16 protein-coding genes are annotated in these 17,882 nt (G+C 71.7%); 6 read left to right on the top strand and 10 right to left on the bottom strand.

Annotated elements, in window-relative coordinates; all coding sequences use genetic code 11:
- Positions 1–547 precede the first annotated feature (547 nt).
- Both N8I84_RS22880 and trpS read left to right on the top strand, forming a co-directional pair.
- The gene (locus N8I84_RS22880) at positions 548–697 is read left to right on the top strand and encodes a hypothetical protein (protein WP_263231261.1); all 150 of its coding nucleotides are present in this window, start codon (positions 548–550) and stop codon (positions 695–697) included.
- A gap of 1 nt (position 698) precedes the next feature.
- A complete protein-coding gene (trpS, locus tag N8I84_RS22875) occupies positions 699–1,733 on the top strand; it encodes a tryptophan--tRNA ligase (protein ID WP_263231260.1) in 1,035 nt (344 codons plus the stop codon).
- A gap of 120 nt (positions 1,734–1,853) precedes the next feature.
- Here trpS and proC read toward each other — a convergent pair whose 3' ends face one another.
- The 5 genes from proC to N8I84_RS22850 form a co-directional block, all read right to left on the bottom strand.
- Positions 1,854–2,663: a pyrroline-5-carboxylate reductase gene (gene proC / locus N8I84_RS22870; protein WP_263231259.1), complete on the bottom strand. Its 810-nt coding sequence runs from the start codon at positions 2,661–2,663 to the stop codon at positions 1,854–1,856.
- A gap of 136 nt (positions 2,664–2,799) precedes the next feature.
- On the bottom strand, positions 2,800–3,576 hold the full coding sequence (locus N8I84_RS22865; protein WP_263231258.1) for a class I SAM-dependent methyltransferase: 777 nt from the start codon (positions 3,574–3,576) through the stop codon (positions 2,800–2,802).
- A 66-nt stretch (positions 3,577–3,642) separates the two neighbouring features.
- Entirely contained in the window at positions 3,643–4,137 is a 495-nt protein-coding gene (locus tag N8I84_RS22860; RefSeq protein ID WP_263231257.1) for an EamA/RhaT family transporter, read from the bottom strand.
- Positions 4,138–4,184: 47 nt separating this feature from the next.
- The gene (locus tag N8I84_RS22855) at positions 4,185–4,466 is read right to left on the bottom strand and encodes an SH3 domain-containing protein (protein ID WP_263234861.1); all 282 of its coding nucleotides are present in this window, start codon (positions 4,464–4,466) and stop codon (positions 4,185–4,187) included.
- A gap of 81 nt (positions 4,467–4,547) precedes the next feature.
- Positions 4,548–4,865 carry an SH3 domain-containing protein gene (locus tag N8I84_RS22850; protein ID WP_263231256.1) on the bottom strand — a complete coding sequence of 106 codons (318 nt, stop codon included), beginning with the start codon at positions 4,863–4,865 and terminating at the stop codon, positions 4,548–4,550.
- A 180-nt stretch (positions 4,866–5,045) separates the two neighbouring features.
- Here N8I84_RS22850 and N8I84_RS22845 point away from each other — a divergent pair, with 180 nt between their 5' ends.
- Entirely contained in the window at positions 5,046–7,136 is a 2,091-nt protein-coding gene (locus N8I84_RS22845; RefSeq protein ID WP_263231255.1) for a serine/threonine-protein kinase, read from the top strand.
- A gap of 58 nt (positions 7,137–7,194) precedes the next feature.
- Here N8I84_RS22845 and ilvD read toward each other — a convergent pair whose 3' ends face one another.
- The 3 genes from ilvD to N8I84_RS22830 all read right to left on the bottom strand — a co-directional run bounded on the left by ilvD (position 7,195) and on the right by N8I84_RS22830 (position 11,264).
- Positions 7,195–9,048 (bottom strand): dihydroxy-acid dehydratase, encoded by a 1,854-nt coding sequence (gene ilvD, locus N8I84_RS22840; protein WP_263231254.1) that lies wholly within the window; start codon positions 9,046–9,048, stop codon positions 7,195–7,197.
- 155 nt (positions 9,049–9,203) lie between these two features.
- The gene (locus tag N8I84_RS22835; RefSeq protein ID WP_263231253.1) at positions 9,204–10,028 is read right to left on the bottom strand and encodes a sugar phosphate isomerase/epimerase family protein; all 825 of its coding nucleotides are present in this window, start codon (positions 10,026–10,028) and stop codon (positions 9,204–9,206) included.
- 303 nt (positions 10,029–10,331) lie between these two features.
- The gene (locus tag N8I84_RS22830) at positions 10,332–11,264 is read right to left on the bottom strand and encodes a Ppx/GppA phosphatase family protein (RefSeq protein ID WP_263231252.1); all 933 of its coding nucleotides are present in this window, start codon (positions 11,262–11,264) and stop codon (positions 10,332–10,334) included.
- A gap of 71 nt (positions 11,265–11,335) precedes the next feature.
- Between N8I84_RS22830 and N8I84_RS22825 the strand changes: the two genes are divergently transcribed.
- Positions 11,336–12,205 carry a hypothetical protein gene (locus tag N8I84_RS22825; protein WP_263231251.1) on the top strand — a complete coding sequence of 290 codons (870 nt, stop codon included), beginning with the start codon at positions 11,336–11,338 and terminating at the stop codon, positions 12,203–12,205.
- Positions 12,206–12,223: 18 nt separating this feature from the next.
- On the opposite strand, the gene N8I84_RS22820 is transcribed toward N8I84_RS22825, so the two are convergent.
- Entirely contained in the window at positions 12,224–13,945 is a 1,722-nt protein-coding gene (locus N8I84_RS22820; RefSeq protein ID WP_390898935.1) for a BACON domain-containing protein, read from the bottom strand.
- Between the two features lie 223 nt (positions 13,946–14,168).
- Between N8I84_RS22820 and radA the strand changes: the two genes are divergently transcribed.
- Entirely contained in the window at positions 14,169–15,578 is a 1,410-nt protein-coding gene (gene radA, locus N8I84_RS22815; protein WP_263231249.1) for a DNA repair protein RadA, read from the top strand.
- An 81-nt stretch (positions 15,579–15,659) separates the two neighbouring features.
- The gene (gene disA, locus N8I84_RS22810; RefSeq protein ID WP_103842159.1) at positions 15,660–16,784 is read left to right on the top strand and encodes a DNA integrity scanning diadenylate cyclase DisA; all 1,125 of its coding nucleotides are present in this window, start codon (positions 15,660–15,662) and stop codon (positions 16,782–16,784) included.
- 112 nt (positions 16,785–16,896) lie between these two features.
- Here disA and N8I84_RS22805 read toward each other — a convergent pair whose 3' ends face one another.
- Positions 16,897–17,709 carry a hypothetical protein gene (locus N8I84_RS22805; RefSeq protein ID WP_263231247.1) on the bottom strand — a complete coding sequence of 271 codons (813 nt, stop codon included), beginning with the start codon at positions 17,707–17,709 and terminating at the stop codon, positions 16,897–16,899.
- Between the last annotated feature and the right edge of the window lie 173 nt (positions 17,710–17,882).

Raw genomic sequence — 17,882 nt, 5'->3', positions numbered from 1 at the left:
GTATCAACATATCTGGCGTTGACTTTTGGCACGCTGTTGAGTTCTCAAGGAACGGACGCTTCCTTTGTACTCACCGGAGAGACTTGCTCTCTCGGCTTTCCTCCGGGCGCTTCCCTTCGGTGTTTCCGACTCTATCAGATCTTTCCGATCCGATTTCCTCGGTGCTTTCCGGCCTTTCGGCCTTCCGGCTTTGTCGACTCTATCAGATCCCTCAGTTCCCTTCGGGGTCCGACGCCCAGTCAACCGGGCTTGTCCTCGCGGCTTTTGAGCCGTTCCGACGAGTGAGACTTTAGCGGATTCTCGGCTCCCGAGCTAATCGGGGGCTTCGTTCCTACATTCCGAAAATACGCACACCAATACACACGACGACATGGCGCCGATTATCGGTTGGTACCTGCGGAGTGGCTGCCCGGGGACCGACCGGAGTCGGCGCTCACGTCGGGCAACCCGGAGAACACTACGGATCGGCCCGGTACGTGTCAACTCGGCCCCGCGCCCTTGCATCAGGTCCCGGTGCGCGTACTCTCGGTGCCATGACTTCGCGTACGTGCAACCAGCTGTGGTGGGCCGCCTGACGGCGGCCGGACTCACGTATGCGCTCAACGGCCGCCGCTCCGGCGGCCGTTCTCGTATCTCCCTCCGGATCTCCGAGGGGCGGCCGGCCGAAGGCGGCGGCCCCGACCAGGAGGTGGAGTGAGATGACACGGGTCTTCAGCGGGGTCAAGCCGACCGGGCACCTGACGCTGGGAAACTACCTGGGCGCCATCCAGCGGTGGGTGGACGTCGACCAGCACCAGGCGGACGCGCTCTTCTGCGTCGTCGACCTGCACGCCTTGACCGTGGACCACGATCCGGCACGGGTGCGCAGGCTCAGTCGGCAGGCGGCGACGCTGTTGCTGGCGGCGGGGCTCGACCCGGAGCGGTGCACCCTGTTCGTGCAGAGCCACGTCGACGAGCACGCGCGGCTGTCGTACCTGCTGGAGTGCGTGGCCACCGACGGCGAGATGCGGCGCATGATCCAGTACAAGGAGAAGGCCGCACGCGAGCGGGCGCGGGGTGGGAGCGTACGGCTGTCCCTGCTGACGTATCCCGTGCTGATGGCCGCGGACATCCTGGCGTACGCAACGGACGAGGTGCCGGTCGGGGACGATCAGACGCAGCATGTGGAGCTCGCGCGGGATCTGGCCGTGCGGTTCAACCAGCGCTATGGGCACACGTTCGTGGTGCCCCGGGCGACGCCCCCCAAGATCGCGACCCGCGTCATGAACCTTCAGGACCCGACGTCGAAGATGGGCAAGTCCGACGACTCCGGTCCTGGGATCGTCTATCTGCTCGACGAGCCGGACGTCGTACGGAAGAAGGTCATGCGTGCGGTGACCGACAGTGGGGCGGAGGTCGTGTACGACCGGGAGGCACGGCCCGGCGTGGCCAATCTCCTGGAGATCCTCGCCGCCTGCTCCGGGGGTGACCCCGAGGAGTTGAGCGGCGCGTACACGTCGTACGGCGCCCTGAAGAAGGACACCGCGGAGGCCGTGGTCGAGCTGCTGAGGCCGGTGCAGGAGCGGCATCGGGAGTTGTGCGCGGATCCCGCGCATGTGGAGGACGTGCTGCGCGATGGTGCGGAGCGGGCGCGGGCGGTGGCCCGGCCGACCGTGGATGCCGCCTATCGCGCGATCGGCCTGCTGCCGGCGGCTTCCGGGGTGCGGGAACCCGTGGTGAACGCGGCTCGGTAGGCGCGCGACCCCGGCAGGGAGAGGTCGGCGTCCCTGAAGGCGGGCGGGTTCGCGCGCATGGTGACCACGGAGGAAGTCGTGCGCGGGGCGGGGTGACCCGGCACCCGCCCCCGAGGGACGTCAGTTGTTGCCGGAGGCCAGTTCGCGGCTGCGGTCGCGGGCGGCTTCCAGGGCGGCGATGAGGGCGGCCCGTACGCCGTGGTTCTCGAGTTCGCGGATGGCGGTGATGGTGGTGCCCGCGGGGGACGTGACGTTCTCGCGGAGCTTGACCGGGTGCTCGCCGCTGTCGCGGAGCATCACCGCCGCGCCGATCGCGGACTGGACGATGAGGTCGTGGGCCTTGTCGCGGGGCAGGCCGAGCAGGATGCCGGCGTCGGTCATGGCCTCGACCAGGTAGAAGAAGTACGCCGGGCCCGAGCCGGAGAGCGCGGTGCAGGCGTCCTGCTGGGACTCGGGGACACGGAGGGTCTTGCCGACGGCGCCGAAGATCTCCTCGGTGTGGGCCAGGTGATCGGCGGTGGCGTGGGTGCCGGCGGAGATGACGGACATGGCCTCGTCGACGAGGGCGGGGGTGTTCGTCATGACGCGGACCACGGGGGTGCCGACGGCGAGGCGGGCCTCGAAGAAGGAGGTGGGGATGCCGGCTGCGCCGCTGATGACCAGGCGGTCGGCGGGGACGTGGGGTGCGAGTTCGTCCAGGAGCGTGCCCATGTCCTGGGGCTTGACCGTGAGGATGAGCGTATCGGCGTTCTTCGCGGCCTCGGGGTTGGTGACCGGGGTGACGCCGTAGCGGGTGCGGAGTTCTTCGGCCCGCTCCGGGCGGCGGGCGGTCACCAGGAGGTCGGCGGGGGCCCAGCCGGCTCGGATCATTCCGCTGAGCAGGGCTTCGCCGATCTTGCCGGTACCGAGGACTGCGACTTTCTGGGTCATGGTGGTGGGGCCCTCCGGGGTGCGTCGTCCTCCGGTCATCCTCGCACCGGGGAGGGTGCGCTCGGCGGGGTGTCCGGTGGGCGGGACGGTGGCTGTGCGTGCCGTGCCGCGCCGCCCCGGGCACGACGGCCCGCGGCTAGCGCCGCCGGGCCACGATCAGTAGCACATCGTAGACCTCCTCGACACGGCCGTCCGGAAAGGTCTTGAGGAGGTGGTCCCGCTCCTCGGCGAGGAAGGCCCCGGCGCGTTCCTCACCGCCGACCAGGAAGATCGAGTGGCTGCCGATGTTGGCCAGGTGGGTGTCGACGGAGATCGTACGGCTCCAACGGACGACGCGGTGGGCGTGGTCGGGGACCTCCGGCGCCCCTTGGAAGGCGAGTTCGATATGGGTGCCGCCGGCGCCGTTCTTGGTGGCCTTCTCGGTGCCGAAGAAACGCTTGATGCGGTCGGCCTGCTCGGTTATCCAGGGAACGTCCTGGGCGTCCATGTTCCACCACAGCGCGAGCGCTCCGCCCGGCCGCAGGACGCGCAGGGCTTCGGGGACCGAGCGGGCGGGGTCGGTCCAGTGCCAGGACTGGGCGTAGGTGAGGACGTCGGTGGAGGCGGTGGCGAGGGGGAGGGCGTTGCCGTCGCCGCGCAGGAGGGGGACGTCGGGGAGGGTGCGGCGGAACTGGTCGGCCATGCCGGCACCGGGTTCCACGGCGAGTACGTGCGCGCCGCGGGCCTTGAGCAGGGTGGTGGCGATACCGGTGCCGGCGCCGATGTCGGCCACGCGGGCGCCGGCGAGGGGGCGGTCGGCGAGGTCTTCCAGAGCGTCGAAGAGGGCGGGCGGGTAGGAGGGGCGGTTCGCGGCGTACTGGGCGGCCGCGGCGTTGAAGGAGTGGGCGCGGGCGGCTCGGGAGGGCGCGGTCATACGCCCATGGTGGCGGGGAGGCGGGGCCGGGGCAGCGGATTTACTCGGCGTTGGGCGGGGCCCGGGTCAGGAACGGCGCCGGCGGGAGGGGTTGCCGGTGCGGCGCGAGGTGCGCTTCTCGTGGGCGGCGCGGGCCTGGTCGTACTCCTCACGGTGGAGTTTCTCGCCGGGGGCCTCGGTCAGGGAGCGGAAGAAGTAGGCGAGGAGGGAGCCGACGAAGCCGATGGTGAGGAGGCCGCGGAGAGAGGACTGGCGCTCGGGGTCGGGGCGCTTGGTGAAGGCTCCCCAGGTGTGACCGAACGCGAGTGCGCTGCACACGGCGAACATGACCACGACCAGGAACGTCACCGGTGCGCCGACGTCGGCGATGTTCAGGCCCTGGTAGGCGAAGCGCAGGACGAGGCAGGAGATCGCGGCGGCGGCGAGGGAGCCGGCGGACACGGCTACACGGCGGGCCGTGTAGCCGCCGTCGTGATCCACCCAGGTGGTGCCGAAGAAGCGGATCGGTTCGGGGCGGGGGCCGCCCTTGGGGGTGTCCGGAGTGCCGTTGTCGTCGCTCACGCGTCGATTATCACTCCGGAGGGCGAGGACCCCCGCCCCGGTGCCGGTCAGCCGCAGCGCGGGGCTACGTAGCCGTCGCTGCCGGTGTGAACGTACGTGTCGGAGACGTACTCACCGTTGTCGATGTTGTCCCAGATGTTGCTCGTCCCGTAATAGCCCGTCACCGTCGTGCCCGGTGTCTGGCAGAAGATCGGGACCTTGGAGCCCTCGGGCAGCACGCGGACGATGCTGTAGCTGGTACCGGGGCCACTGCGCACGTTGACACTGACGCCTGGGGCGATCGAGTAGTAGGTCAGCGCCGAGGCATCCGTGGACGAACCCAGCAGCATGAGAAGGGCTCCGGCGGTGGAACCCGTCAGGAGAAGGGATCTGCGCTTCCTGAGCGTCATGACGTCCTCCCGATGGCGGGATCAGCCGCAGCGCGAGGCGACATAGCCGTCGCTGCCCGTGTTCACGTACGCGTCCGAGACGTACTCACCGTTGCTGATGTTGTCCCAGATGTTGCTCGTGCCGTAGTAGCCCGTCACCGTGGTACCCGACGTCTGGCAGTAGATCGGGACGTAGGCGCCCTCGTTGAGCACGCGGACGATGCTGTAGCTGGTGCCCGGACCACTGCGGACGTTGAGCCGAACGCCGGGTGCGACCGCGTAGTAGCGCAGAGCCGCAGCCGTCGTAACGGCGTTCGCCTCGTCGCCGCTCCCGACTTCTTCGACGTGCTCGACAGACATGAAAAACCTCCCCCGTCGGCCCCACGACTGTCATGGGGCCCCGTTGATTCCCTCGCATCACGCCGCGAAACGCACGTGGGTGATCGGCACGCGGAGGCTAGCAAGTCGCCTCGGTCTCGCACGAGTCATCGACTAGGCTCCGTGCGTCGCGCGCGCGGACGAACAGCACGGGGGTGGTCCATGGCGCCACAGCGCAACACCGGGGCGGGCGCGGAAGCGGAACTTCCCGAGTACGCCGGTCACTACCGCCTGGAGTCCTGCCTGGGCTCCGGTGGCATGGGCGTGGTGCACCTGGCCCGCAGCACCTCCGGGATGAAGGTCGCCGTGAAGGTCGTGCACGCCGAGTTCGCCAAAGACCCCGAGTTCAGGAGCCGTTTCCGGCAGGAGGTGGCCGCGGCCCGGCGGGTGAGCGGCGCCTTCACCGCGCCCGTCGTGGACGCTGCCCCGGAGGCCGAACGGCCCTGGATGGCGACCCTGTACATTCCCGGACCGACCCTCTCCGAGCACGTGAAGCGGAACGGGCCCATGGCCCCGGCCCAGTTGCGTCGGCTGATGGCCGGGCTCTCGGAGGCGCTGCGCGACATCCATCGGGCCGGGGTCGTGCACCGGGATCTGAAGCCGAGCAACGTGCTGCTCGCCGAGAACGGGCCGAAGGTCATCGACTTCGGCATCTCCCGCCCCAAGGACAGCGAACTGCGCACGGAGACCGGCAAGTTGATCGGTACGCCGCCGTTCATGGCGCCGGAGCAGTTCCGGCGGCCGAGGGAGGTGGGGCCCGCCGCCGACATCTTCGCGCTCGGGTCCGTGATGGTGCACGCGGCGACCGGGCGGGGACCGTTCGACTCTGACAGTCCGTACGTCGTCGCCTATCAGGTGGTGCACGACGAGCCGGATCTGACCGGTGTGCCGGAGGACCTGGCGCCGTTGGTGTCGCGATGTCTGGCCAAGGAGCCCGAGGATCGGCCCACGCCGGATGAGCTGATGCGGGACCTGCGGTCGGTGGCGGCCTCGTACGACACCCAGGCGTTCATACCGGCCCAGCGGACGGACGACAGCGACGTACCGAAGTCCGCGGCCGGCCCCGAGAAGCCGCGACCGGAGCGGCGGCTGCGTAAGCGGGTGGCCCTGGCCGTCGGGGCGCTCGGTCTGGTGGCCGTCGGCGCGTTCGCCTCGATTCCCCTGCTGTCAGACGGCGGGCCACCGCGAGCCACCACCCGGTCGGCCCCGGCGGACGGATTCCATCAGTGGCGGACACCTCCGGTTTCCGGCGACACCAGTGCGCCCCACTGTTCTTACGGGGCGGGGAAGCTGCTGTGCGCACGGTCAGGGCTCGTCTATGCCCTTGATCCGGCCGACGGCACGCTGCTGTGGCGGCACGTCGTCGCCACGGCACCCAGGAGCGCGCCGCCGGTCCTGTCGGGCGGCCTCGTGCAGCCGCTGCTGGGCGAGGGACAGCGCATGGAGGCGTTGGACCCCGCTTCGGGCAGGACGCGTTGGCAGCGCAGCGTCCCTTCGCACAGCGGATTGCGGTCCGTCGGAGGCATGCTGCTGATCACTGGCAGGGACGGCGCCGTCACCGGCGTCGACAGCGCATCGGGCGACACCAAATGGCGCCGGCGGATCCCCGGCCAGAGCATGCCCCTGTTCACCTCGTTCCCCGGAGACCCGACGGCGTACGCGACGAGCGTCTCCGACGACGGGAGCAGCTCGCGCGTCACCGCGGTGGATCCGGTGACCGGAGATGTGCGGTGGGACGCCCGGCTCAGCGGGCAGCTCGAACCCTTCGCCTCCAGTGACGGCTCCCTCTTCTTCCTCTCCGTCGACCGGTTCTACGGGGATGCGGTCGCCGTCGTCCGGTACAGCCCAAAGGCCAAGCTGTCGCGCCGGGTGCCTCTGCCCGTCCGGCGTCAGGACGCCCAGGCCACCGTGCACAAGAACGTCGTCTACCTGCTCGCTTCCGGCGGGTCGCTGGAGGCCGTCGACACGGACGCGCGCAAGGAGCTGTGGCATCTGGAGACGTCCGTGAGTCGCGGCTCGGCGCCGGTCGCGGACGACGCCCATGTGTACCTGACCGCGGCCGATGGTCGTCTCCTGGCCGTCGACGCCCGCAAGGGAACCCTCGTCGGCCAGACCCCGTCGCGCCTCGGCACGAACGCGGACCGGGTCGCGGCCTCCCTGCCCGAGCCCGTGATCGCGGACGGCCACGTCTACGCCTCCGCCCCCGACGGCACCGTCTTCGCCGTCGACGGGCGCGACCCGGCCCGCTGGTAGGACGCGAAAGGGCCGCCCGGCGGCGGGCGGCCCTTTCCGGAGCTCCTGGTGTGAGCCCTCAGCCCAGCTTCGTCACGTCGCGCACCGCGCCCTTGTCCGCGCTCGTCGCCATCGCGGCGTACGCGCGCAGTGCCGCGGAGACCTTGCGGTCGCGGTTCGCGGGGGCGTAGACGCCGTTCAGCGCGGCACGGCGGGTGTCGAGCTCCTCGTCGGAGACCAGGAGCTCGATCGTGCGGTTCGGGATGTCGATGCGGATGCGGTCACCGTCCCGCACCAGGGCGATCGTGCCGCCGGAGGCCGCCTCGGGGGACGCGTGGCCGATCGACAGGCCCGATGTGCCGCCGGAGAAACGGCCGTCGGTGATCAGCGCGCAGGCCTTCCCCAGGCCGCGGCCCTTGAGGTACGAGGTCGGGTACAGCATCTCCTGCATGCCGGGGCCGCCCTTGGGGCCCTCGTAGCGGATGACGACGACGTCGCCCTCCTTGACCTGCTTGGTGAGGACCTTCTCGACGGCCTCCTCCTGCGACTCGCAGACGACCGCCGGGCCTTCGAAGGTCCAGATCGACTCGTCGACGCCCGCGGTCTTCACCACGCAGCCGTCCTCGGCCAGGTTGCCCTTGAGAACCGCCAGGCCGCCGTCCTTGGAGTACGCATGCTCCGCGGAGCGGATGCAGCCGTTCTCGGCGTCCTCGTCGAGGGCCTCCCAGCGCTCCGACTGGGAGAAGGCCTCCGCCGAGCGGACGCAGCCGGGGGCCGCGTGCCACAGTTCCACGGCCTCCGGGGAGGGCGAACCCCCGCGGATGTCCCACGTCTTCAGCCAGTCCGCGAGGGACGGGCTGTGGACGGCGTGCACGTCCTCGTTCAGCAGGCCCGCGCGGTGCAGCTCGCCGAGGAGGGCGGGGATGCCGCCGGCGCGGTGCACGTCCTCCATGTAGTACGTGCGGTTCTTGGCGACGTTCGGGGCGACCTTCGCCAGGCACGGCACCCGGCGCGAGACCTGGTCGATCTCCTCCAGGCCGAAGGGAACGCCCGCCTCCTGGGCCGCCGCCAGCAGGTGCAGGATCGTGTTGGTGGAGCCGCCCATCGCGATGTCGAGGGCCATCGCGTTCTCGAAGGCGGAGAAGGTGGCGATGTTGCGCGGCAGGACCGTGTCGTCGTCCTGCTCGTAGTAGCGGCGGGTGAGGTCCATGACCGTGCGGGCCGCGTCCACGTACAGCTGCTTGCGGGCGGTGTGGGTGGCGAGGACCGAGCCGTTGCCGGGGAGGGAGAGGCCGATCGCCTCGGTCAGGCAGTTCATCGAGTTGGCGGTGAACATGCCGGAACACGAGCCGCAGGTCGGGCAGGCGTTCTCCTCGATGCGGAGGATGTCCTCGTCGGAGACCTTGTCGTTCACGGCGTCGGAGATCGCGTCGACCAGGTCGAGGGTGCGGACGGTACCGTCGACCAGGGTGGCCCGGCCTGACTCCATGGGGCCGCCGGAGACGAAGACCGTCGGGATGTTCAGGCGCAGGGCGGCCATCAGCATGCCCGGCGTGATCTTGTCGCAGTTGGAGATGCAGACCAGGGCGTCGGCGCAGTGGGCCTCCACCATGTACTCCACGCTGTCCGCGATCAGGTCGCGGGAGGGCAGGGAGTACAGCATGCCGCCGTGGCCCATGGCGATGCCGTCGTCCACCGCGATGGTGTTGAACTCGCGCGGGATGCCGCCGGCTTCCTTGATCGCCTCGCTGACGATCCGGCCGACCGGCTGGAGATGGGTGTGGCCCGGGACGAACTCGGTGAAGGAGTTGGCGACGGCGATGATCGGCTTCCGTCCGATGTCCGCACCGGGTACACCGGAGGCGCGCATAAGGGCGCGGGCGCCCGCCATGTTGCGGCCGTGGGTGACTGTGCGGGACCTCAGCTCGGGCATCGTCGCTCGCTCCTTCGGAGAGTTCCACCAGGGAGCCTGGCGGAGTTCTGGCTCACGTCGAGCGTACGCCGGTGCTCCAAGGGACGGACACGATGTCCGGAATGCGGGACGTATGTCTCAGGGCTGTCTTTGATCCTCGGCCGGCCCGAGCCCGCTCACCGGCGGGGTACCCGCACCGCCGACGCCAGGTGCAGCCGGCTGAAGGCGAGGGCCTCCGCGAGGTCGGCCTCGCGCTCGGCGCCGGACATGGCGCGCCGGGTGTTGACCTCGATGACGACGTAGCCGTCGAAGCCGCCCAGAGCCAGCCGCTCCAGGACCTCGGCGCAGGGCTGTATCCCGCGGCCGGGGACGAGGTGCTCGTCCTTGCTGGAGCCGTTGCCGTCGGCGAGGTGGACGTGGCCGAGGCGGTCGCCCATGCGGTCGAGCATCTGCAGGGCGTCCGTGCGGGCCGTCGCGGCGTGGCTGAGGTCGATCGTGAAGTGCCGGTAGTCGTCCTTCGTGACGTCCCAGTCGGGGGCGTACGCGAGCATCTCGCGATCCCGGTAGCGCCACGGGTACATGTTTTCGACGGCGAACCGCACATCCGTCTCGTTCGCCATGCGCCAGATGCCGTCGACGAAGTCACGGGCGTACTGGCGCTGCCAGCGGAAGGGCGGATGGACCACGACGGTGCCGGCGCCGAGCTTCTCGGCGGCCGCGCGGGCCCGCTGGAGTTTGACCCAGGGGTCGGTGGACCACACCCGCTGTGTGATCAGCAGACAGGGGGCGTGGACGGCCAGAATGGGGATCTGGTGGTAGTCGCTGAGCCGGCGCAGCGCCTCGATGTCCTGGCTGACCGGGTCGGTCCACACCATGACCTCGACCCCGTCGTACCCGAGGCGCGCGGCGATCTCGAAGGCCGTCGCCGTCGACTCCGGGTAGACGGAGGCCGTCGACAGCGCGACCTTCGCATCCGGGATGCGCACCGCTGGTTCTGCCACGAGGGACAGGGTACGGGGTGCCTCCGGCGGTTGGGCCGGGAGTGGGGGGTGGGGGTGGCCGAGGTCACTAGGGGGTGCCTTGCGGGTCAGCCCGGCGTCACGGGCCGTGCCCGCTCGCGACCGCGCGGCGGAGCCGCAGCGGTCACAGTCCCGCGCCCTTGTCGGGGCACCCACTGCTCATACCGAGCCCATGTGGTGGGACCGCCTGCTCACACCGGGCCCCTGTGGCGGGCCCCCCTGCTCACATCGAGCCCATATGGCGGGCCCCCTGCCAACATCGAGCCAATATGGCGGCCCCCCTGCTCACACCGAGCCCATGTGGTCCAGCCGCCGCAGGATCACTCCCTCCCGCAGTGCCCAGGGGCATATCTCCAGCGCCTCCACGCCGAACAGGTCCATCGCCGCCTCCGCGACCAGCGCCCCGGCCACCAGCTGGCCCGCGCGGCCGTCGGAGACACCCGGGAGTTCCGAGCGCTGCGCGGCCGTCATCCCGGCGAGCTGGGGCACCCAGCCCTCCAGTGACTCCCGCTTCAGCTCGCGCTGGACGTACAGGCCCTCGGCGGAGCGGGCCGCCCCGGCGAGGCGGGCTAGCTGCCTGAACGTCTTGGAGGTGGCGACGACGTGGTCGGGCCGCCCGAAGCGGCTGAACTCGCCGACCGTGCGGGCGATCTCGGTCCGTACGTGGCGGCGCAGGGCCCTGACGTCCTCGGGGTCGGGCGGGTCGCCGGGCAGCCAGGCGGCGGTCAGCCGGCCGGCGCCCAGCGGCAGGGACACCGCGGCGTCGGGTTCCTCGTCGATGCCGTAGGCGATCTCCAGCGAGCCGCCGCCGATGTCGAGGACGAGGAGTTTGCCCGCGGACCAGCCGAACCAGCGGCGGGCGGCGAGGAAGGTCAGCCGGGCCTCCTCCTCGCCGGTCAGCACCTGCAGCTGGACGCCCGTGGCGTCCTCGACCCGGGCGAGGACGTCGTCGGCGTTGCCTGCCTCGCGCACCGCGGAGGTGGCGAACGGCAGCAGGTCCTCGACGCCCTTGTCCTCGGCGGCCTGGAGGGCGTCCCGGACGACGGCGATCAGCCTGTCCACACCCTCCTGGCCGATGGCTCCGTCGCCGTCCAGGAGTTCGGCGAGCCGCAGCTCCGCCTTGTGCGAGTGCGCGGGCAGGGGGCGCGCGCCGGGGTGGGCGTCCACCACCAGCAGATGCACCGTGTTCGAACCCACGTCGAGGACACCGAGTCTCATGTACGGAACGCTACTGCCAGTGCGGGGATCTGCCGTCCCCGGAGCGGTCCGGGGCCACTTACTCTGGAGGCGTGCCAAAGACGAAAAAGGCGAAGACCGACAAATCCTCCACTGGATCGAAGGATTCTTCGCAGGCGAAGGCGTCCCCGTCAAAGAAGGCCCTGAAGATGGCGAAGAAAGCGCTGAAGGCGAGTGACGAGAAGGGGCTCGACTTCGCGCGCGCGTGGGTGGAGTTTCCGGATCCGGCCGACGACGAACAGGTCTTCCGCTGCGATCTGACATGGCTGACCTCGCGCTGGAACTGCATCTTCGGAAGCGGCTGCCAGGGCATCCAGGCGGGCCGCGCGGACGACGGGTGCTGCACGCTGGGGGCGCACTTCTCGGACGAGGACGACGAGAAGCGGGTGGCCGAGCACGTGGCACGGCTCACCCCGGAGATCTGGCAGCACCATGACGTGGGCATGGAGACGGGCTGGGTCGTGGAGGACGACGAGGGGTCCCGGCAGACCCGCCCGTACCAGGGCTCGTGCATCTTCCAGAACCGGCCCGGGTTCGCGGGCGGCGCGGGCTGCTCGCTGCACATCCTCGCCCTCAGGGAGGGCCGCGAGCCGCTGGAGACCAAGCCGGACGTGTGCTGGCAGCTGCCGATCCGGCGCACGTACGAGTGGATCGACCGGCCCGACGACACCCGGGTGCTGCAGGTGTCGATCGGTGAGTACGACCGCCGGGGCTGGGGTCCGGGCGGCCACGACCTGCACTGGTGGTGCACGTCGGCGACGTCGGCGCACGGCGCGGGCGAGCCGGTGTACGTCTCCTACCGGGCGGAGCTGACCGAGCTGATGGGCAAGGCGGGGTACGACCGCCTGGCCGAGCTGTGCGAGCAGCGCCTGGCGTCGCAGCTGCCGCTGGTGGCACCGCACCCCGCGGATCCCGTGGCCTGACGGTACGGACAAGGCGGCCTACGAGGCCGGGCTCGGCGCGCCGCTGTCGGTGGGCGGCGGGCTCGAGGCCGGCGGGTCGGAGGGCGACGGGCTGGAGGTCGGCGTGCCGGTCGGGGTCGGGTCGCCGGGGATGGGGTCCGGGCCGGGCGGCGGACCGGTCGGTGAGGGGTCGGACGGGACGGTCCGGGTGGGGGTGGGGCCCGGCTCGGACGGGCCCGTCGCGCCGTGGCCGTCGATCGAGACGACGGCGCCCGCCGGGGCCACCGCCACCTGCGCGTGCCAGGGGCCGGAGGGCTCACGGAGGTGGTCGACGTAGACGCGGATCGTGGACGACGCGCCGGGGTCGAGCGTGCCCGAGGACTGGCTCATGTACAGCCAGGAGGCGCCCGTGGTCGCCGACCAGTGGACGGGTGAGCTGCCGGACGCGGTGAGGGTGATCAGGGTGGTGGTGCCGTCGTTGCGGGCCGTCACCGCCAGACGCCCCTCGCCCGGGGCGCCCGTCGACACGCCGATGACCTCGACGGAGACGTCGGGTGTGCGGCCGTCCTTGCCGGGGAGGCGGGCGCCCGGCCTCGCACTGGCGTTGCCCGCGTTCTCGTACCCGCCCGCGCCCTCGCCGCCGAGCGGCGCCGTGCCCTGCACCTCGCGCGCGGTGGCGGGGCGGCCGTCGGCGGCCTCGCCGGTGAGGGGGCCGCGGTAGGCGGCCCACAGGGCGAACACCGGGGCGGCGACCACGGTGGCGACGACGGTCGTGGTGACGGCACGCGCGCGGAGGCGGTCCCGGCGGGCCGCGTGGTCCTTCGGGTCCATGGGGAAGCCGCGCCGGTCGAAGCGGGGGGAGCCGCCACGCGCCCGTGCGGCGTGCGTCATCGCGGTGTGCAGGGTCGCGCGCGGGGCCTGAAGGACGGGCAGCGCGGCAGGGGTGACGCTGGTGCCGGGCCAGGTCCCGGGAACGGCGCGCTCGGCGGTACGGCGGCAGCGCGGGCAGTCGTCGACGTGCCGGACGAGTTCGCGGCGCAGGGCGGCGCTGAGGACGAGCTGGTGGTCGCCGGTGAGGCGGGCGACGCCCGGACAGGTGCCGGTCTCGACGACGGCGAGGGCGGCGCGGGTGCGCTCCACCTCGCAGGCGGCGGCGGCCAGCAGCTCCCGGGTGGCGGTGGGGTCCTGGCCGAGCACGGCGGCGACCTCACGGGGGGCGAGCTGGTGGCGTACCGCGAGTTCGAGCGCCTCGCGCTGCTCGGGGGTGGTGCCGGCGGCCTCCGGCCAGGCGAGCTGGGCGAGCTCGCGGCGGCGCAGCTCCTCGGTCTCCTCGGCCGGCTCGGGGGTGGTGCCGAGGGACCCGGCGGCGCGCCGGTCGGCGGCTTCCTTGTGCGCGCCGAGGTCGCGGTCGCGCCCGGCCCGGCGGTGGCGCCGGGCCTCGGCGAGGCGGCGCAGACAGGACCAGCGGGCGAGGGCGTAGAACCAGGCGCGGTGGTCGTCGTGGGACCGCGGGCCGCGGGTGCCGCGGCGCTCGGCGAGCGCCAGGGCGTCCGCGAGGGCCTCGGTCGCCGCGTCGTGGTCGCACAGCACGGACAGGCAGTAGGTGAACAGTCCGTCCACGTAGGGGTCGAAGCGCGCGGGCAGGCGCTGCGCCAGGGTGCGGGGGGTCGCGCCACGGGGCGCGCTTCCCCGCTGCCGCGCGTCGTTGCGCGCCGGGTGTGCGCCGGTGGCGTGCGTCGAGATCTCCGGCCTGCTGCTCATCACCCGTGCGACCGTAGGCGGCGATGACCGGCACCTTCTTCCTCCTTGAGCACTTTTACTCCGTACGGGTGAAACGATCCCTCATAAGGGGACAGGAACGATGTATTCCGCAGCTTGGGGGGCGCACAGGGCAGCAAGGCGCCGGGTTGTAGGACCGCCCTGCCGAAGCTCCTCCCGGCTGGCGTGCGACCGGTTGTCAGTGGCCCCCGCTACGGTTTCGACCATGGCTGCCCGTACGAAGACCTCCAAGGACCGGCCGTCCTACCGCTGCACCGAGTGCGGCTGGCAGACGGCCAAGTGGCTCGGCCGCTGCCCCGAGTGCCAGGCCTGGGGGACGATCGAGGAGTACGGCGCGCCCGCCGTGCGGACGACGACACCGGGACGGGTGACCACCTCCGCCCTGCCGATCGGCCAGGTCGACGGGCGGCAGGCCACCGCCCGCCCCACCGGCGTGCCCGAGCTGGACCGCGTCCTCGGCGGCGGACTCGTACCGGGCGCGGTCGTGCTGCTGGCGGGCGAACCCGGCGTCGGCAAGTCCACGCTGCTGCTCGACGTCGCGGCGAAGGCGGCGAGCGACGAGCACCCCACGCTGTATGTCACCGGCGAGGAGTCCGCGAGCCAGGTGCGGCTGCGCGCCGACCGCATCGGAGCCATCCACGACCACCTCTACCTGGCGGCGGAGACGGACCTCGCGGCCGTCCTCGGCCACCTCGACGCGGTCAAGCCGTCCCTGCTCGTGCTCGACTCGGTCCAGACCGTCGCCTCCCCGGAGATCGACGGCGCGCCCGGCGGCATGGCCCAGGTGCGCGAGGTCGCCGGGGCCCTGATCCGCGCCTCCAAGGAGCGCGGCATGGCCACGCTCCTGGTGGGCCACGTCACCAAGGACGGCGCGATCGCGGGTCCGCGCCTGCTGGAGCACCTGGTGGACGTCGTCCTGCACTTCGAGGGCGACCGGCACGCGCGCCTGCGCCTGGTCCGGGGCGTCAAGAACCGCTACGGCGCCACGGACGAGGTCGGCTGCTTCGAGCTCCACGACGAGGGCATCACGGGCCTCGCGGACCCCAGCGGCCTGTTCCTGACCCGCCGCGACGAGCCGGTCCCCGGCACCTGCCTCACCGTCACCCTGGAGGGCCGCCGCCCCCTGGTGGCCGAGGTGCAGGCACTGACCGTCGACTCGCAGATCCCCTCCCCACGGCGCACGACGTCCGGCCTGGAGACCTCCCGCGTCTCGATGATGCTCGCCGTGCTGGAGCAGCGCGGCCGGATCAGCGCCCTGGGCAAGCGGGACATCTACTCCGCGACCGTCGGCGGGGTGAAGCTCTCCGAGCCGGCCGCCGACCTGGCGGTGGCACTGGCGCTGGCGAGCGCCGCGAGCGACACCCCGCTGCCCAAGAACCTGGTGGCGATCGGCGAGGTCGGCCTCGCCGGAGAGGTCAGACGGGTCACGGGCGTCCAGCGCCGCCTGGCCGAGGCCCACCGCCTGGGCTTCACCCACGCCCTCGTACCGGCCGATCCCGGGAGGATCCCGCCCGGGATGAAGGTGCTGGAAGTGGCGGACGTGGGGGACGCGCTGCGGGTCCTGCCCCGCTCCCGTCGCCGAGAGGCCCCACGGGAGGAGGAGGACCGCCGGTAGACTTTGCCCTGGTCTCGCCCGTCCGTACGAACCGAGTGTGCGACACGGGAGCGCCTCAGAACCTGCGACCGGAGGAGTGCAGTGGCAGCCAACGACCGGGCAGCAGCTCCCGGAAAGTCCGGTGGGAGTGCCGGTTCCGATCGCCTGATGCGCGCCTCACTGAGCGCCGTGGCACCTGGCACGCCCCTGCGTGACGGACTGGAGCGCGTGCTCCGCGGCAACACCGGCGGTCTCATCGTGCTCGGCTCCGACAAGACCGTCGAGGCGATGTGCACGGGCGGTTTCGTCCTGGACGTCGAGTTCACGGCCACCCGGCTGCGGGAGCTGTGCAAGCTGGACGGCGGCCTCGTGCTCTCCTCGGACCTGTCGAAGATCCTGAGGGCCGGCGTGCAGTTCGTCCCGGACCCCACGATCCCGACGGAGGAGACGGGCACCCGGCACCGCACGGCGGACCGGGTGAGCAAGCAGGTCGGCTTCCCGGTGGTCTCCGTCTCCCAGTCGATGCGCCTGATCGCGCTGTACGTCGACGGGCAGCGCCGGGTCCTGGAGGACTCGGCGGCGATCCTGTCCCGCGCCAACCAGGCCCTGGCCACCCTGGAGCGGTACAAGCTCCGCCTGGACGAGGTGGCCGGGACGCTGTCCGCGCTGGAGATCGAGGACCTGGTGACGGTCCGGGACGTCTCGGCGGTCGCGCAGCGGCTGGAGATGGTGCGCCGCATCGCCACCGAGATCGCGGAGTACGTGGTCGAGCTGGGCACGGACGGCCGCCTCCTCGCCCTCCAGCTCGACGAGTTGATCGCGGGCGTGGAGCCCGAGCGCGAACTGGTGGTCCGCGACTACGTGCCGGAACCGACCGCGAAGCGTTCCCGCACGGTCGAGGAGGCGCTGGCCGAGCTGGACGCGCTGAGCCACGCGGAGCTCCTGGAGATGTCCACGGTCGCCAAGGCGCTGGGTTACACCGGCTCCCCCGAGGCGCTCGACTCCGGGGTGTCCCCGCGCGGCTTCCGCCTGCTGGCGAAGGTCCCGCGGCTGCCCGGCGCGATCATCGACCGCCTGGTGGAGCACTTCGGCGGCCTCCAGAAACTGCTCGCGGCCAGCGTGGACGACCTGCAGACGGTGGACGGGGTGGGCGAGGCCCGGGCACGGAGCGTACGCGAGGGCCTGTCGCGGCTGGCGGAGTCCTCGATCCTCGAGCGGTACGTCTGACCGACGGCCGAGCCGGGGCCGGGGCGCTGTGCCGCGCACGGCACCCGGCAGTCGGGGTTGCCGTACTCACGGGCCGGGGCCCGCGACGCCCGGCTCATCCCAAGGACAGGACCTAGTCCTTCGCCAGCACGAACGACGTCTGGGCCTTCGGGAAGCCGGGGACCTTCGCCTCGACCAGGTAGGTGCCCGCCGGCGCGGAACCCGCCGGGGGCGTCGCGCAGTTGGGTGCGCTGTGCTTGCGGTCCCACTTCACGGTGTAGGTGACCTGCTCGTTCGCGGGCACCCGGAACAGCGCGCCGCCCGAGCCGCCGGGGCAGTCCGCCGAGGTCCAGAAGGCGCTGCCGCTTCCCGTCTGAGTGATCGTCAGCACCGCGTACTTGGGGCCGAGGTCGACCTTGCAGTCGCTGCCTGAGGTGTTCTTGGCGATCAGCTGGAAGGTGGGGGTGTCCCCGGGCTCGTAGGTGTTGTGCAGGCTGCGCAGCGTCAACTGCACCGCGCCGGACGCGCAGTTGGGCAGCGTCGCCCCACCACCAGCGGGGAGCTGGTCGACGGAGGAGGAAGTGCCGCCGCTGCCACCGCCGTTAACCCCGTCGCCCGCGCCGCCGGATCCGGCGCCACCCGTTCCGTCGGAGGTCCCGGAGCCCGACGACCCGGAGGACCCGGAGCCGTCGCCGCCGCCCGACTCGTCGCGCCCGCCCGGGCGTTGGCTGATCGCGGGCCCCGTACCGGACGGGCCCGGCGTGATCGATGACGTGGGATGCTTGCCGTTCGAGCCGTCCGCCTTGTTCTTCCCGCCGCCACCGGAGGAGGTGACCGCCCACACGACGAGCAGCACCAACAGGGCGACCACGGACAGCACTACGGCCCTCCGTCGCCAGTAGATGGAGGAGGGAAGCGGCCCAACCGGATTGCGCAGAGATCCCACGGCGCAAACTGTACGAGAGATCTCCCCCACACCTGGCCCCACCCGCCGCCCGGGCCACAACTTTTCCGGATCATCATCTCGGAGAGCCGCGTCCGCCGAGCCGGCGAACTCTCCGGAGGACGCCCTCACCCACGGACACCGAGCCCGACCGCCGGAGCCCACGAAAGGTCATC

The sequence above is a fragment of the Streptomyces cynarae genome (assembly GCF_025642135.1).
Taxonomy (GTDB): Bacteria; Actinomycetota; Actinomycetes; order Streptomycetales; family Streptomycetaceae; genus Streptomyces; species Streptomyces cynarae.
This window is presented reverse-complemented; position numbering and strand designations above follow the sequence as displayed.

Coding starts and splice junctions, on each gene's coding strand:
- trpS (WP_263231260.1), top strand. CDS start 699: ATGACACGGGTCTTCAGCGGGGTCAAGCCGACCGGGCACCTGACGCTG.
- proC (WP_263231259.1), bottom strand. CDS start 2,663: ATGACCCAGAAAGTCGCAGTCCTCGGTACCGGCAAGATCGGCGAAGCC.
- N8I84_RS22865 (WP_263231258.1), bottom strand. CDS start 3,576: ATGACCGCGCCCTCCCGAGCCGCCCGCGCCCACTCCTTCAACGCCGCG.
- N8I84_RS22855 (WP_263234861.1), bottom strand. CDS start 4,466: ATGCTGCTGGGTTCGTCCACGGATGCCTCGGCGCTGACCTACTACTCG.
- N8I84_RS22850 (WP_263231256.1), bottom strand. CDS start 4,865: ATGTCTGTCGAGCACGTCGAAGAAGTCGGGAGCGGCGACGAGGCGAAC.
- N8I84_RS22845 (WP_263231255.1), top strand. CDS start 5,046: ATGGCGCCACAGCGCAACACCGGGGCGGGCGCGGAAGCGGAACTTCCC.
- ilvD (WP_263231254.1), bottom strand. CDS start 9,048: ATGCCCGAGCTGAGGTCCCGCACAGTCACCCACGGCCGCAACATGGCG.
- N8I84_RS22830 (WP_263231252.1), bottom strand. CDS start 11,264: ATGAGACTCGGTGTCCTCGACGTGGGTTCGAACACGGTGCATCTGCTG.
- N8I84_RS22820 (WP_390898935.1), bottom strand. CDS start 13,945: ATGAGCAGCAGGCCGGAGATCTCGACGCACGCCACCGGCGCACACCCG.
- radA (WP_263231249.1), top strand. CDS start 14,169: ATGGCTGCCCGTACGAAGACCTCCAAGGACCGGCCGTCCTACCGCTGC.